We start from the raw sequence: 13968 nt of genomic DNA, 5'->3' as shown, positions 1-13968 counted from the left end.
ATGTCCGTATTGACTACTTCCCGTCCCGATTCGGCGAGTACACCCCGTTCCCAGGGTGCCTTCTCCTGGCAGCAGGTGCGCTCCGCACTTCCGGGCGCCTTCCGCAAGCTCGACCCCCGAGAACAATGGCGCAACCCGGTCATGTTCATCGTCTGGGTGGGGGCCGTGCTCACCACCGTGCTCGCCGTATCCGAGCCTTTCCTCGGCGGCCCGGCCCCGTCAGGCGGGACAACGGTGCCATGGTCGTTCACCTGGGCCATCGCCCTCTGGCTGTGGTTGACCGTGCTTTTCGCGAACCTTGCGGAGTCCGTGGCCGAAGGACGCGGCAAGGCGCAGGCCGAGACGCTGCGGAACACGCGTACCAGCACGACCGCGCGTCGCGTCGACTCGTACGACCCGACCACGGATGCCGCGGCGGAGCGCACGGCGGTGACCGAAGTCCCGTCTTCGCAGCTCGGTCTCGACGACATCGTCATCGTCGAGGCTGGCGATCTGATCCCGGGTGACGGCGACATCGTCTGGGGCATCGCCTCTGTGGACGAGTCGGCCATCACGGGCGAGTCGGCCCCGGTGGTCCGCGAATCCGGCGGTGACCGTTCGGCCGTCACCGGCGGAACGCGGGTGCTGTCCGATCGCATCGTGGTGCGCATCACCTCTCGGCCGGGCGAGACGTTCGTCGACCGGATGATCGCGCTCGTGGAGGGTGCGGCTCGGCAGAAGACCCCGAACGAGATCGCCTTGAACATTCTGCTGGCAAGTCTGTCGGTGATCTTCGTGGTCGTGGCGCTCACGCTGAATCCGATCGCCTCCTACGCGGCAGCTCCCGTCAGCGTCACCGTGCTCGTGGCGCTTCTCGTCTGCCTCATCCCCACGACGATCGGCGCCCTTCTGAGCGCGATCGGCATCGCGGGGATGGACCGGCTCGTCCAGCGCAATGTGCTCGCGATGTCGGGACGCGCCGTGGAAGCTGCGGGAGATGTGACCACACTTCTCCTGGACAAGACCGGAACGATCACGTACGGCAACCGTCGCGCGACCGCATTCATCCCCGTGGACGGGGTCCGCCCCGATGAACTCATGCGGTACGCCGCGCTGTCGTCGCTGGCCGACCCGACGCCGGAGGGCGCTTCCATCGTCGAGCTCGCTCGAGACAAGGGAATCGACGTCGGCGCGGCAGCGGCCGGGGTCATCGTGCCGTTCACTGCCCAGACCCGGATGTCTGGATTGGACACCGACGAAGGGGTGAGCATCCGCAAGGGTGCGACGTCCGCCATCGTCTCCTGGCTGGAAAGTGATGGGTCCCGCCTCCCCAGCAGCCAGCTCGCGGAGGTGGACGAGACCGTCGAGCGGATCTCCCAGTCCGGCGGAACCCCTCTCGTGGTCGCGACGAAGACGACAGAAGGTGAAGTCCGGCTCCTCGGAGTCGTGCATCTCAAGGACGTCGTGAAGGAAGGCCTACCGGCGAAATTCTCCGAGATGCGCGCGATGGGCATCCGCACGGTGATGATCACCGGCGACAACCCCCTGACGGCCGCGGCCATCGCCCGGGAGGCCGGCGTGGACGATTTCCTGGCCGAAGCGACACCCGAGGACAAGCTCGCCTACATCCGCAAGGAGCAGGCCGGGGGGAACCTCGTTGCGATGACCGGAGACGGCACCAATGACGCGCCCGCGCTCGCTCAGGCAGATGTCGGCGTGGCCATGAACTCGGGGACGTCGGCGGCGAAAGAAGCCGGCAACATGGTGGATCTCGACTCTGATCCTTCGAAGCTCATCGACATCGTGCGGATCGGCAAGCAGCTGCTCATCACACGAGGGGCGTTGACAACGTTCTCGATCGCCAACGACATCGCGAAGTACTTCGCGATCATCCCCGCGATGTTCATGGGCGTATTCCCCCAGCTCGCCGCACTGAACATCATGGGCCTGCACTCGCCGGCATCAGCGGTGCTCTCGGCGATCATCTTCAACGCGATCGTGATCGTCTTCCTGATCCCCCTCGCGCTTCGAGGAGTGAAGTACCGTCCGGGCGGTGCGTCGAGCATTCTCGGCCGCAACCTCGCGCTGTACGGCCTAGGCGGCATCATCACGCCCTTCATCGGAATCTGGCTGATCGACCTCGTCGTTCGCCTGATCCCCGGTTTCTGAGTCGACGAAAGAAGAATGTAGATGAACACCTCCACCCGCCAGATCGGGAAGACGACGTGGGTCGCCGTCCGCGCGATGGCGCTGCTCACCCTCCTTCTCGGCGTGATCTACACGCTGGCGCTCACCGGCGTCGGGCAGCTGCTGCTCCCGGCTCAGGCGAACGGCTCCCTGCTGACGAACGGCGAGGGCGATCCCATCGGATCGTCGCTGATCGGGCAGGCGTTCACCGACGCAGACGGGGCGCCGCTTCCGGAGTACTTCCAGAGCCGACCGTCGGCCGCCGGTGACGGCTATGACGGCGGCGCGTCCTCCGGTTCCAACTACGGACCCGAGAACGAAGAGCTGATCGCTGCCATTGCCGAGCGCAAGGCCCAGATCGCCGAGTTCAACGGCGTGTCCGAGGGGGAGGTCCCGGCAGACGCGGTGACCGCCTCCGCGTCGGGTCTGGACCCGCACATCAGCCCCGAGTACGCCGCCATCCAGGTGGAGCGGGTGGCAGACGCGCGCGGCCTGTCGACCTCCGACGTCCGCGACGTCCTGGACGCGCACACGCAGGGTCCGACCCTCGGCTACCTCGGTGGCGCGACGGTGAACGTCGTCGAACTCAACGCCGCACTGGACGAACGGGAGGAATGATCATGACGAGACGGGGGCGGCTCAGCGTGCTGCTCGGCGCCGCCCCCGGCGTCGGCAAGACCTTCACCATGCTCGAAGAAGGGCGTCGCCTGCTCGGAGAGGGCAGAGATGTCGTCATCGGGATCGTCGAGACGCACGGAAGGGCGGCAACGGCTGCGATGACGGACGGACTGCCATCGGTTCCACGCGCCCGCGTCGCCCATCGCGGCGTCAGCCTGGAGGAGATGGACCTCGCCGCCGTGCTCGCCCGGAAGCCCGAGATCGCACTCGTGGACGAACTGGCGCACACCAACGTGGCCGGCGCCGTCAACGAGAAGCGCTGGCAGGACGTCGAGGAGTTGCTGGCGGCCGGTATCGATGTGATCTCCACACTCAACATCCAGCACATCGAGTCCCTCAACGATGTCGTCGAGCAGATCACCGGCGCCCCACAACGAGAGACGGTCCCGGATCGGTTCCTCCGCAGCGCTGATCAGATCGAAGTCGTCGACCTGGCGCCCCAAGCCTTGCGTGATCGACTTAGCGGCGGACTGGTCTACCCCGCAGAGCGCATCGACGCGGCGCTGTCGAACTACTTCCGCCTGGGCAACCTCACCGCTCTTCGGGAACTCGCCCTCATCTGGCTCGCAGACGAGGTCGATCAGGCGCTGAAAGGCTACCGCCACGCGCACGGCATCGACTCCACCTGGGAAGCACGGGAACGCGTTGTCGTGGCTCTGACCGGCGGCCCGGAAGGCGAGACACTGCTCCGCCGCGGCGCGCGGATCGCCGCGCGCTCCGCCGGAGGGGAACTCATCGCCGTCCACGTCACCAGCCAGGACGGCCTCCGGGCCGGAAACCCCGCAGCACTGGCCGAACAGCGCGCGCTCGTCGAAAAACTCAACGGCACCTACCACCAGGTCGTCGGCGAAGATGTGCCGATCGCGCTGGTGGAGTTCGCGCGGTCGGTCAATGCCACACAGCTCGTGCTCGGGGCGAGCCGCAGAGGTCGGTTCGCGGCCGCGGTGACCGGTCCCGGTATCGGCGCGACTGTCGTCCGGGAATCCGGCGACATCGACGTGCACATGGTCAACCATGCTGCCGCCGGGCGCAGGCTCACCCTTCCTCCGCTCACTGGCGCCCTGAGCATCAAACGTCGGATCCTGGGGTTGGGGGTCGCTCTGATCGGAGGTCCTGCGCTCACGGCACTGCTCTTCGCATTCCGCAGCTCCGAGTCCATCACGACCGATGTGCTCAGTTACCAGCTTCTCGTCGTCGTCGTCGCCCTGGTCGGTGGCTTCTGGCCGGCACTGTTCGCCGCCGTCCTCTCCGGTGTCACCCTCGACTTCCTCTTCATTGAGCCGTTGTTCACCGTCCACATCCATGAACCGCACCACCTGCTCGCCCTGATCCTGTATGTCGTGATTGCCAGCCTCGTGAGCTTCATCGTGGATCGAGCAGCGCGCTACACCCGTGCCGCGCGTCGCTCGGCGGCCGAATCGGAACTCATCCAGACGATCGCTGGCAGCGTTCTCAGGGGCGAGAACGCTCTGCAAGCGCTCGTCGACCGCACTCGAGAAGCATTCCATCTTCCCGGGGTGCGTCTGGTTTCCCACGGTGGCGTTCTGGCTCGGGCGGGTGAGCCTCTTCCAGACGACCGGCACACGGCGATCGCGATTTCCGAGGACGTCGTCCTCGAACTTCACGGAGCCGACCTGGCCGCCTCGGAACGTCGGCTCCTCGCCGTCGTCACAGCGCAACTGCGCGCCGCTCTCGAACACCAGCACCTGGAGAAGACGGCGAAACAGATGGAGCCGATCGCCGCCTCGGATCGCGTGCGTGGCGCGCTTCTGTCCGCATTGAGCCACGATCTCCGGCGCCCGCTCGCTGCGGCCTCCGCTGCGGTCGGTGGCCTCAAAGCCGCCGGCTCCGAGCTCGCGGCCCCGGATCGCGCGGAACTGCTCGACACGGCAGAGGAGAGCCTGGATGCGCTGGCAGTGCTGGTGACGGATCTGCTCGATGTGAGCCGACTGCAAGCCGGGGTGCTCACCATCGCCGACATCCCGAGCGATCCGGCTGCCGCGATAGCCGCGGCACTGGACGAGCTCGACCTCGGCCCTGCGGACATCTCTCTCGCCCTCAACCACGGCAGCGCGCTCGCGCACGCCGACCCCGTTCTGCTGCAGCGGGTCATCGTGAACCTGCTGGCGAATGCCCACCGATTCAACCCCGAAGGGCGGCCAGTGCACGTCAGCACGAGCACCTTCGCCGACACGCTCGAAGTACGGATCATCGACCACGGACCGGGTATCGCACCCGAGAAGAGGGACGAAATGTTCCTGCCGTTCCAGCGACTGGGCGACACGGACAATTCCACCGGGCTCGGGCTGGGCCTGGCACTCTCGCGAGGATTCGTCGAAGCGATGCGCGGCACTCTCACCCCGGAAGACACCCCGGGCGGCGGCCTCACGATGGTGATCTCCCTCACCACCGCCCCGAGCACCGGATCATCCACCGATCAGGAAGAGACGATGTGAAGATCCTCATCGCAGACGACGACCCGCAGATCCTTCGCGCCCTGCGCATTACGCTGACGGCCAAGGGGTACGACATCGTGACCGTCCCCGACGGAACCCAAGCCATTGCGGCGGCGATCGACCACCACCCCGACATCTTCCTCCTCGACCTCGGCATGCCGCAGTTGAATGGACTCGAAGTCATCGAGGCGATTCGCGGGTGGACCCAGTCACCGATCCTCGTCGTCTCCGGGCGAGCAGGAGCGAGCGACAAGGTCGAGGCCCTCGACGCGGGCGCCGACGACTACATCACCAAGCCGTTCGCAGTGGAGGAACTCCTCGCCCGCATCCGAGCTCTCACCCGCAGAGTGCCGCACGACGATTCGCTGCCGATCGCGACCTTCGGACCCATCACCGTCGACCTCGCCGCACGAAGCGTCACACGATCCGCACCCGACGGAACGCGCCAGATTCGACTCACACCGACCGAGTGGCGCGTCCTGGAGATCCTGATCCGAAACCCGGGAAAGCTGGTCACCCGGCAAACCCTTCTCACGACCATCTGGGGATCCGAGCACATCGAGGACACCGGGTACCTCCGTCTCTACATCTCCCAACTGCGGAAGAAGCTGGAGTCCGATCCAGCACGTCCCGCTCACCTGATCACCGAGCCGGGCATGGGCTATCGCCTGGAAGGCATGGGCCACTGAGCCTCCCCAGCGACACCACTCTCCGGAGCAGACCTGACGGAAGGACCTCCCTTGCCCATCATCGACAACGGCGTGTACGTCAACGGTCTTCGGATCGAGAACCCTGCCAGCCTTGAGGAGACCTTCGAGCACACTCGAGCGCACAGGGGCTTTGCTTGGATCGGCCTCCTGAGGCCGACCGTCGAGGAGATCCAGAAAGTCGCCGAGGAATTCGACCTCCATCCGCTCGCCGTCGAGGACACCCTGACCGGCCACCAACGAGCCAAGCTGGAGCGGTACGGCGACGTGCTGTTCGCGGTGCTCCGCCCAGCGCGGTACATCGACTCGACCGAAAGCGTGGATTTCGGGGAGCTCCACATCTTCGTCGGACCCGCGTTCGTGATCACCGTACGCCACGCTGATGTCCCGGACCTCGCCCGTGTTCGGCGGCGCATGGAATCGCATCCTCAACTCCTCGCACTCGGCCCGGAGGCCGTGCTCTACGCGATCATGGATGAGGTCGTCGATCAGTACGCTCCCGTTGCCGACGACCTCCAGAGCGATATCGACGAGGTGGAGGACGCACTTTTCGGCCAGGCGGGAGTGAAGCTCTCCCGACGGATCTATGATCTCGCCCGAGAAGCGATCATCTTTCAGAGAGCGACTCAGCCCCTGCTCAGCGTCCTGGAGGACCTTCTACGTAGCCGGGATGACGCGCCCGACGTCGAGCTGCAACGGCGCTTTCGCGACGTCCAAGACCACGTGCTTCGCATCAACGACCGCGTCACAGCGTTCCGCGCCATTCTCGACAACATCCTCACGCTGAACGCGACACTCGTCAGCCAGCGGCAGGCGGATGCCGGGTTGGACCAGAACGAGCAGGTCAAGAAGATCTCCGCGTGGGCTGCAATCCTGTTCGGTCCCACGCTGGTGGGAACGGTGTACGGAATGAACTTCACGCACATGCCCGAGTTGGAGTGGCCACTCGGATACCCGCTGGCTCTGCTGCTCATGGCAGCGACCAGCTTGGCGCTCTACGCCACCTTCAAACACAAGCGATGGCTCTGAGTAAACGGTCGTCGGACGCGAACACTCCTGCTCGCCGCCTGACTCACGTACTGGCCAGCGCCCGCGCCGCTCGCCGCTCGCTGACGAACAGAACTGCCGCCAGCGTGGCTCCGCTGATAACGATGAGTATGGTGCTCGATGCCGACAGCACTCCAAAGAGGTTCGACTCCGGGTAGGCGCCATGGAGAGAGAGTGTGGGATCTGTGCTCGCGTGGAGCAGGATCGGGCCCCAGATCGTCCTCGTGACACGAAGCGCCAAGTACATGCAGATCCCGAACGCAAACGTGTAGACGACTTGCGATGCGGTTGTCGCGATGCTCTGATCCGACGTGAACACGTTCCCGATGTGCAACGCCGCGAAAATACCCGCTGATGTCAACGCAACCGATGTCTCTCTGCGCCCCGCCTTTCGCATCATGTTGACGACGAACCCGCGAGTCAGAATTTCTTCGGCGGCACCGATGCAGAGGCCGGTAAGCAGCCACGCACCTGTCAAGGCGGCACCCGCCTTGTTGTAATCGATACTCAGCACCGAGGACACATTCACGGCCAGAACCACGACGACGGCGATCCACATCCAGCGCCGCGCTGACACGGCTTGGCGCGTGAAAAGCTCGGGCAGCCATCCAAGAGAAGCCGCGAAGGCGATGAGAGCGCACACCCCGAGAAGGATCGGCACCCCTGTTCGCAGGAGAAGGTCCCCGGCCCCGCCGTCCGCGGGAACGGTCGTCCCCACGAAGGCGGCAACCGCCCAGACGAAGAGCTCGTATAGCGCGTAATACACGGCCGCAAGTATGAGGGCCCGCCACCAGTCTCCGCGCTCCCAGAACCTCCGCCATCCCGAATTGGTCTCGAGCATCCGCCTCTCCCGCCTCCCGCTCCAGGTGATCACACCGTAGTCGCAATCGAACCGCAAGGAAACCGGCGATCTCTCGATCCCCTCAGCGCTCCCAGGCGGCGCGCTCGCGCTCCGCGAACTTCCGGAACGTCGTGGCGGGTCGTCCGGTCAGTCGTCGTACCGATCGGTTGGGGAAGGCGGAGATGTTGAAGCGGACAACCCGGTAGATCATCTTCTGCACGTCGATGTAATCCTTCGGATAACCTTCCTCGGCGAGCCGAGCGAGGTACTCGTCCTCGCTCGGCCGGAGGTACTGGATTCGACGGCCGAGAACGTCGGAGAGGATCTTGGCGACGTTGCGATAGGTGAGTGTCTGCTCGCCGTTCAGCGTGTACTTCTTGTTGATGTGCCCCGATGATGTGAGCACCGCGGCAGCGACCGCTCCGATGTCGTGTGCGTCGATGAATGCCGTGAAGGCGTGTCCGGCGGGCAGGAAGATCTGATCACGGTCGCGAATGTCGCCGCGGTATGTGGTCGAGAGGTTCTGCATGAAGAAGTTCGGCCGGAGAAACGTGTACGGGGCACGGATTCTCTCCAGGTACTTCTCCACGCGGTAGTGCGGAACACCCTTGTTGTGCTCCACGCCCTGTAGTGAGAGGAACACGATCTGACGGATGCCGAGACGCATGGCGGCGTCGATCAGAGGGAAGAGGTACCGCTCGACGTCTTCGATCGGTGGCGGACGCATGAGGAACAGGCGATCGCACCCTTCGAGGGCCTTTCGCATCGCGTCGGCGTCGCCGCCGAAGTCGAACACGCGCGCCTCTGCCCCCGCCGGCAACTGCTCCGCCGCGGAATCGCTGCGCACGGCGGCGACGACGCGCTCACCCTTGCCGAGGAGGCCCGAGACGACGGCAGCGCCGACCGAGCCCGTCGCGCCGGTAACGAACACTCCCGATCTGAACTCAGACATGTCTGTATGATACAACTATGCCCGTGGACCTTGCCAGGATCGATGATGCATTGCTCGCGATGCGCCGGATCTGGGCGCCGACGACCTCCGGGCGCCCAGCTCGCGGCGCGTCGCCTGCGGTCGACCTGTCGACGGTGCTCCTCGTGCATGCCGTGGGCGAGGGCGAAGGTGTCCTGACGGTCACCGAGGCCGCGGAGCGTCTGGGAGTCACACCGACGACGGCGAGCCGGTTGTGCGGTCGCGCCGTCGACGGGGGCTACCTCGACAAGGTGTCCGCCGTCGCGGATGCTCGTCGGCGCGGACTCACGTTGACCGAGAAGGGTCGGCGGCTGCGGCGAGAGTCCGAGACCTTCCGCCTCGAGTACCTGCAGCGTGTGCTCCAAGGGTGGACGTCCGACGAAGTCCACACCTTCTCCGTTCTCCTCTCTCGTTTCGCCAGCGTTGTTGCAATGAACCCGCCGACGCCGCCTCCCCCTTTCCTGAACAATGAAGGAGCTTCCTCATGAAGATCGCTGTTCTCGGCGGTACCGGCCGCACCGGATCCCTCCTCGTCGACGTCCTTCTCGAAAGGGGACAGCAGGTCGTCATGCTCGTGCGCGACGCGAAGAAAGCGGCGATGATCGCCGACCGCGTCACCCTCATCGAGGGTGATGTTCGCGATCCTGAAGCTGTCGCCCGAACCATCGACGGTGCGAACGCCATCGCTTCAGCGCTGGGTCCGGTAGGCAAGGACGCGACGCTGCTGCGCGACACGGCCGGCATCTTGACGTCCGCCATGGCTGAGGCCCATGTCAGCCGCTACGTCGGTATCAGCGTGGCCGGCCTCACTCTTCCCGCGGACCGCAAGCGTCCGCGTGACAAGGTCATCTCATGGCTGTTGAATCGACTCGGGGGCGAGCTCGCCAAGGACAAGATCGAAGAATACTCCGCGTGGGAGCGCAGTGGTCTGGATTGGACGCTCGCCCGAGTGCCCCGGTTGATCGACGGACCGCTCAGCGAGCTCGACGTCGACCCGCATGTGTCCGGGAGGCGCACGACGCTCACGCGTGCCAATCTCGCCCGTTTTCTCTGCGATGCCGTAGTCGAAGGCGGCTACTCACGGTCGGCCCCTTTCGTCAGCGACCGCTGAGACGTATGCCGCCGACCAGCTAGAGGTCCCAGTCGAGGAAGGATGTCTGATGTGTGCCCGCGCTCAGTGAGTCGTCGGTGCGCTCCATGTAGACCAGAACGCGCGTACTTGCCGTCACGAGAACACTGACGAGACTCGAGACCGTGGCGATATCAATGAACGTCGGTTCGGACCGGGCCGCAGCTTCGATCCGGTGCATAAGCTCGCCGATGTCATGGTCCCCAGACATCACGAAGTCGCGTCCGTCGATCTCCAGATGCGTGCGCATCGTCTCCAGCTTGCCCCGGCCCATCCGCTTATCCTAGGCGTTGCCAGTGTCTCACCTGCGTGGGTTGCACCCGGTCCGTGCCTGCGCCAACATACGCTCCAACGAGGTCCCGGGGGAGAGCACGGCCGCCGTCGTCGCCCCACTTACCCCTCGACGCGTCGGACGGATAGAGTGCCGCTATGGGCGTGATCTTCTACGGCTCCTCTGACGCACCGATCTGTATTGAGGATCGCGCCCTGGCGCATGAAGGTCGCGATCGCGACGAAGCTGCGGCGCAATGAAAGCTTTACGCTGTCCTGGAAGCACGGCGACGGCGAACGGGAAGGCCGTTCGACCATCTGGTTGCACCCGTCAATACCATTGCGCTTCTCGTTCGATGATCCCGAGCCTCCACCGTTAAACATGGACTGGATTCAGTAGTTGATGACGTCTGCCAACTTAACGGGGGGAATCAGCCTGACCGACGAGGTTCTGGGAGACCCAGGGGTTTGAAGTAGGCTGTGGGGGCTCGGCGACTTCGTCGGTCAGCGGAGGGTGCTGACGTAAAGTTCATGTATGGGGAAACTCGAGTACAACAGTTCTCACCCGCCCATCGAGGTGGACGACGCGACGCTGGCGCACCTGAAAATCGTGATCGGGACAAAGCTGCGCCGGCAGAAGAGCTTCATGATGACGTGGCCCTCCGAGAACACGCGCCCCGGCCGGCTCACGGTATGGATGCACCCGAGCATCCCCCTGATCTTCGAGTTCGACAGCGCCATTCCCGTGCCCATCGACCCGAAGCGCGTAGAGAGCATGATGGGAAAGCTCAACGCGCGCGGGGACTTGGTGCTGGATCAACTCGACTGACATTCCGCACGCGGCTCCGGTTCGCTCTTATGACGACGGAGCACCTGAGAGAAAACTCCGTTCCGCAGGCCAGTTGTCGATTTACAGCGGCCTCGAGCGGGACATCGTCGTGGCGGAGGACGCGCCAGCGGGGGATGCGTCGACAACTATCGGCCCTGCACGCCACGCCGGAGCGGTCTCATGCTCATGCGAGGGAGCGCGTGCGGGCAGCTGACTCTGTCACTCTGATTTGGCCCAGGGGTGTTGGTCCGATTTGGCCCATGTTGCGACGCGCCGGGGTGTTCATGTCGGTTTGATTTGGCCCAACCCCGTCAGGGTGGTCTTCAGTCGTTGTTTTCGAGTGAGGAGGGCCAGTTGGGGTCCAAGGTGGAGTTGTATTCGGAAATCCGGCGCGCGGCGCGGGTCGAGGGCCTGTCGGTGAACGCGTTGGCGAAACGGTTCCGGGTGCATCGTCGTACTGTTCGGCAGGCGTTGGCATCGCCGGTCCCTCCGGAGCGGAAGGTCCCCGAGCGGCGGGCTCCGAAGCTCGGCGCGTTTCGCCTGCTGATCGATGACTGGTTGCGGGAGAATCTGGCCGCGCCGAAGAAGCAGCGGATGACCGCGACCCGGATGCACGCCCGCCTTCTTGACGAGCACGCTGCGGATGTGTCGTATGCCGCAGTCCGTGACTATGTCGCCAAACGACGGCGGGAGATCTTGGTCGAGGTGGGTCGGGTCCCGGAGGTGTTCGTCCCGCAACTGCACGCGCCGGGCGCGGAGGCCGAGGTCGACTTCGGTGAGGTCTGGGTGATCCTCGCCGGGGTGAAGACGAAGTGCCACATGTTCACGTTCCGGCTCTCCCATTCCGGGAAAGCGATCCACCGGGTCTACTCGACGCAGTCGCAGGAAGCATTCCTGGAAGGCCATATTGACGCGTTCGAGGAGATCGGTGGGGTCCCGAACCTCCACATCAAATACGACAACCTCACCGCCGCGGTGAAGACGGTGATCTACGGGTCCGACCGGCGGCGGGTGGAGAACGACCGTTGGGTGTTGTTCCGCTCGCATTACGGGTTTGACGCGTTCTACTGCCTACCCGGAATCGACGGCGCGCATGAGAAGGGCGGCGTCGAGGGCGAGGTCGGACGATTCCGCCGCACCTGGTTGTCTCCGATGCCCGAGGTCGATTCCCTCGCCGAGCTGAACGCGCAGATCCGCCGCTGGGACGCCCGCGACGATCGCCGTCGTGTCAGCCAACGACGCACGACCGTTGGTGACGACTTCGCCGTCGAACAGCCATTACTGGGCCCGCTGCCCGCGGAGCGGTTCGATCCAGGCCTGGTGCTGCACCCACGGGTCGACCGGTCGGGGCTGGTGACAGTTCGGATGGCGAAGTACTCCGTCCCTGCCCGACTGATCGGACGGCAGCTCCGGGTTTCGCTCCGTGCCTCAGAAGTCGTGATCTTCGACGGACGCGAAGAAGCAGCCCGTCATGAGCGGGTCGTCGCCCGCGGCGGGGAATCCATCGTCCTGGATCACTACCTCGAGGTCCTCCGACACAAGCCGGGCGCGCTGCCCGGATCGACGGCGTTGGCCGCCGCCCGACAGGCCGGAGTCTTCACCGCGGCGCACGAGGCGTTCTGGCAGGAGACACGGAAAGTCAACGGCGACTCCGCCGGCACCCGTGAGCTCATCGAAGTGCTGCTGCTGCATCGGAGCATGCGGACCGCCGACGTTCTCGCTGGAATCAGAGCCGCGGTCTTGGTCGGCGCGGTCACCGCCGATGTCGTCGCGGTCGAGGCCCGCCTGCACGCGGGCGGGTCCACTTTGCACCGACATCCCGTTGCTCACGAAAACACCGGTGAGCAACGAGTTGTCAGTCTCACCCAACGCCGCCTCCGCGACCCCGCCGCGGTGATCGCCGGGCTCCCACCAGACCGGCGACCATTGCCGACCGTCACGCAATACGACGAGCTCCTGCGACGCCGGGTTCAAGCCACCGATGAAAGAGAAGGAACGACAGATACATGACCACCAGAACCACCGTGACTACAACCCTGCGCCGGCAACGCGGGATCACCGAGGAAGCCGCCGCGGCCGCCGTCGACCAAGCCTGCAGACGGCTTCGCTTGCCGACGATCCGCGCGGTCATGGATGAAGCGATCCGTGTCGCCGAACACGAGCAGCTCTCCTACCAAGGGTTCCTCGCCGAGCTTCTCCTCGCCGAATGCGACGACCGCGACCGCCGGTCCACCGTCCGCCGGGTCGCGGGCGCCGGCTTCCCCCGCCAGAAATGGCTCGGGGACTTCGACTACGACGCGAACCCGAACATCAACCCCGCCACTATCCACACCCTCGCGACCGGCGATTGGGTTCGCCGCAGTGACCCGCTCTGCCTCATCGGCGACTCCGGCACTGGGAAGAGCCACCTTCTGATCGGGCTCGGCACCGCCGCTGCGGAGAAGGGATACCGGGTCAAGTACACGCTCGCGACGAAGCTCGTGAACGAGCTCGTTGAAGCCGCCGACGAGAAGCAGCTTGCCCGCACCATCGCCCGCTACGGAAGAGTCGACCTGCTCTGCATCGACGAGCTCGGCTACATGGAACTCGACCGCCGCGGCGCTGAACTCCTCTTCCAAGTCCTCACCGAGAGAGAAGAGAAGAACTCCGTCGCGATCGCCTCTAACCAGTCGTTCTCCGGCTGGACCGACACATTCACCGACCCCAGACTCTGCGCCGCAATCATCGACCGACTCACCTTCAACGGCACCATCATCGAGACCGGAACAAGCTCCTACCGGCTTCAGCACACCCGCACCGCGACGAGATAATCCTGGGCACCTTCGGTTCGCATCGGCGGCCCGTGAGCGGCTGACTACCAGTAGTCGGACGCGTA

The 13968-nt window shown here is 65.1% G+C and carries 13 protein-coding genes and 1 pseudogene; 11 read left to right on the top strand and 3 right to left on the bottom strand.

Annotation, left to right across the window (positions count from 1 at the left end):
* From kdpB to M4D53_RS05730, 5 genes are read left to right on the top strand one after another with little or no spacing between them, the layout of a single operon-like run.
* On the top strand, nucleotides 1–2148 hold the full coding sequence (gene kdpB / locus M4D53_RS05750; RefSeq protein WP_259952602.1) for a potassium-transporting ATPase subunit KdpB: 2148 nt from the start codon (nucleotides 1–3) through the stop codon (nucleotides 2146–2148).
* Between the two features lie 21 nt (nucleotides 2149–2169).
* The gene (gene kdpC / locus M4D53_RS05745) at nucleotides 2170–2784 is read left to right on the top strand and encodes a K(+)-transporting ATPase subunit C (RefSeq protein ID WP_259952601.1); all 615 of its coding nucleotides are present in this window, start codon (nucleotides 2170–2172) and stop codon (nucleotides 2782–2784) included.
* 2 nt (nucleotides 2785–2786) lie between these two features.
* Nucleotides 2787–5300, top strand: coding sequence for a sensor histidine kinase (locus tag M4D53_RS05740; protein ID WP_259952600.1), 2514 nt, complete (start codon nucleotides 2787–2789; stop codon nucleotides 5298–5300).
* Complete coding sequence (locus M4D53_RS05735) at nucleotides 5297–5989, top strand: response regulator transcription factor (RefSeq protein WP_259952599.1); 693 nt, start codon at nucleotides 5297–5299, stop codon at nucleotides 5987–5989. The genes M4D53_RS05740 and M4D53_RS05735 overlap by 4 nt, the downstream gene beginning before the upstream one ends.
* Before the next feature lie 51 nt (nucleotides 5990–6040).
* Entirely contained in the window at nucleotides 6041–7036 is a 996-nt protein-coding gene (locus M4D53_RS05730; protein ID WP_259952598.1) for a magnesium and cobalt transport protein CorA, read from the top strand.
* Nucleotides 7037–7079: 43 nt separating this feature from the next.
* Here the strand turns inward: M4D53_RS05730 and M4D53_RS05725 are convergent, their stop codons facing one another.
* Nucleotides 7080–7895, bottom strand: coding sequence for a CPBP family intramembrane glutamic endopeptidase (locus M4D53_RS05725; protein WP_259952597.1), 816 nt, complete (start codon nucleotides 7893–7895; stop codon nucleotides 7080–7082).
* An 82-nt stretch (nucleotides 7896–7977) separates the two neighbouring features.
* The gene (locus tag M4D53_RS05720; RefSeq protein WP_259952596.1) at nucleotides 7978–8847 is read right to left on the bottom strand and encodes an SDR family oxidoreductase; all 870 of its coding nucleotides are present in this window, start codon (nucleotides 8845–8847) and stop codon (nucleotides 7978–7980) included.
* Between the two features lie 17 nt (nucleotides 8848–8864).
* Between M4D53_RS05720 and M4D53_RS05715 the strand changes: the two genes are divergently transcribed.
* Together M4D53_RS05715 and M4D53_RS05710 are read left to right on the top strand one after the other, a co-directional pair.
* The gene (locus M4D53_RS05715; protein ID WP_259952595.1) at nucleotides 8865–9353 is read left to right on the top strand and encodes a MarR family winged helix-turn-helix transcriptional regulator; all 489 of its coding nucleotides are present in this window, start codon (nucleotides 8865–8867) and stop codon (nucleotides 9351–9353) included.
* A complete protein-coding gene (locus tag M4D53_RS05710; RefSeq protein WP_259952593.1) occupies nucleotides 9350–9976 on the top strand; it encodes an NAD(P)-dependent oxidoreductase in 627 nt (208 codons plus the stop codon). The genes M4D53_RS05715 and M4D53_RS05710 overlap by 4 nt, the downstream gene beginning before the upstream one ends.
* A gap of 19 nt (nucleotides 9977–9995) precedes the next feature.
* Here the strand turns inward: M4D53_RS05710 and M4D53_RS05705 are convergent, their stop codons facing one another.
* On the bottom strand, nucleotides 9996–10268 hold the full coding sequence (locus tag M4D53_RS05705; protein ID WP_259952591.1) for a hypothetical protein: 273 nt from the start codon (nucleotides 10266–10268) through the stop codon (nucleotides 9996–9998).
* A 155-nt stretch (nucleotides 10269–10423) separates the two neighbouring features.
* On the opposite strand from M4D53_RS05705, the pseudogene M4D53_RS05700 reads away from it, so the two are divergent.
* The 4 genes and pseudogenes from M4D53_RS05700 to istB all read left to right on the top strand — a co-directional run bounded on the left by M4D53_RS05700 (nucleotide 10424) and on the right by istB (nucleotide 13903).
* A pseudogene (locus M4D53_RS05700) lies at nucleotides 10424–10736 on the top strand (DUF7882 family protein).
* 63 nt (nucleotides 10737–10799) lie between these two features.
* Nucleotides 10800–11093 carry a DUF7882 family protein gene (locus M4D53_RS05695; RefSeq protein ID WP_259952589.1) on the top strand — a complete coding sequence of 98 codons (294 nt, stop codon included), beginning with the start codon at nucleotides 10800–10802 and terminating at the stop codon, nucleotides 11091–11093.
* Between the two features lie 354 nt (nucleotides 11094–11447).
* The gene (gene istA, locus M4D53_RS05690; protein WP_259952586.1) at nucleotides 11448–13103 is read left to right on the top strand and encodes an IS21 family transposase; all 1656 of its coding nucleotides are present in this window, start codon (nucleotides 11448–11450) and stop codon (nucleotides 13101–13103) included.
* The gene (istB, locus tag M4D53_RS05685; RefSeq protein ID WP_141388138.1) at nucleotides 13100–13903 is read left to right on the top strand and encodes an IS21-like element helper ATPase IstB; all 804 of its coding nucleotides are present in this window, start codon (nucleotides 13100–13102) and stop codon (nucleotides 13901–13903) included. Before istA ends, istB begins: the two co-directional genes overlap by 4 nt.
* Nucleotides 13904–13968: the final 65 nt, after the last annotated feature.

It is taken from the genome of Microbacterium meiriae, assembly GCF_025143875.1.
Lineage (GTDB): Bacteria > Actinomycetota > Actinomycetes > Actinomycetales > Microbacteriaceae > Microbacterium > Microbacterium meiriae.
Note: the sequence above shows the minus strand (reverse complement) of the source record. Positions and strands in the feature narration are given on the sequence as shown.

Bases quoted from the DNA above. Each gene is read 5' to 3' on its own strand.
- kdpB (WP_259952602.1), top strand. From the start codon at position 1: ATGTCCGTATTGACTACTTCCCGTCCCGATTCGGCGAGTACACCCCGT.
- kdpC (WP_259952601.1), top strand. From the start codon at position 2,170: ATGAACACCTCCACCCGCCAGATCGGGAAGACGACGTGGGTCGCCGTC.
- M4D53_RS05740 (WP_259952600.1), top strand. From the start codon at position 2,787: ATGACGAGACGGGGGCGGCTCAGCGTGCTGCTCGGCGCCGCCCCCGGC.
- M4D53_RS05725 (WP_259952597.1), bottom strand. From the start codon at position 7,895: ATGCTCGAGACCAATTCGGGATGGCGGAGGTTCTGGGAGCGCGGAGAC.
- M4D53_RS05720 (WP_259952596.1), bottom strand. From the start codon at position 8,847: ATGTCTGAGTTCAGATCGGGAGTGTTCGTTACCGGCGCGACGGGCTCG.
- M4D53_RS05715 (WP_259952595.1), top strand. From the start codon at position 8,865: ATGCCCGTGGACCTTGCCAGGATCGATGATGCATTGCTCGCGATGCGC.
- M4D53_RS05710 (WP_259952593.1), top strand. From the start codon at position 9,350: ATGAAGATCGCTGTTCTCGGCGGTACCGGCCGCACCGGATCCCTCCTC.
- M4D53_RS05705 (WP_259952591.1), bottom strand. From the start codon at position 10,268: ATGGGCCGGGGCAAGCTGGAGACGATGCGCACGCATCTGGAGATCGAC.
- M4D53_RS05695 (WP_259952589.1), top strand. From the start codon at position 10,800: ATGGGGAAACTCGAGTACAACAGTTCTCACCCGCCCATCGAGGTGGAC.
- istB (WP_141388138.1), top strand. From the start codon at position 13,100: ATGACCACCAGAACCACCGTGACTACAACCCTGCGCCGGCAACGCGGG.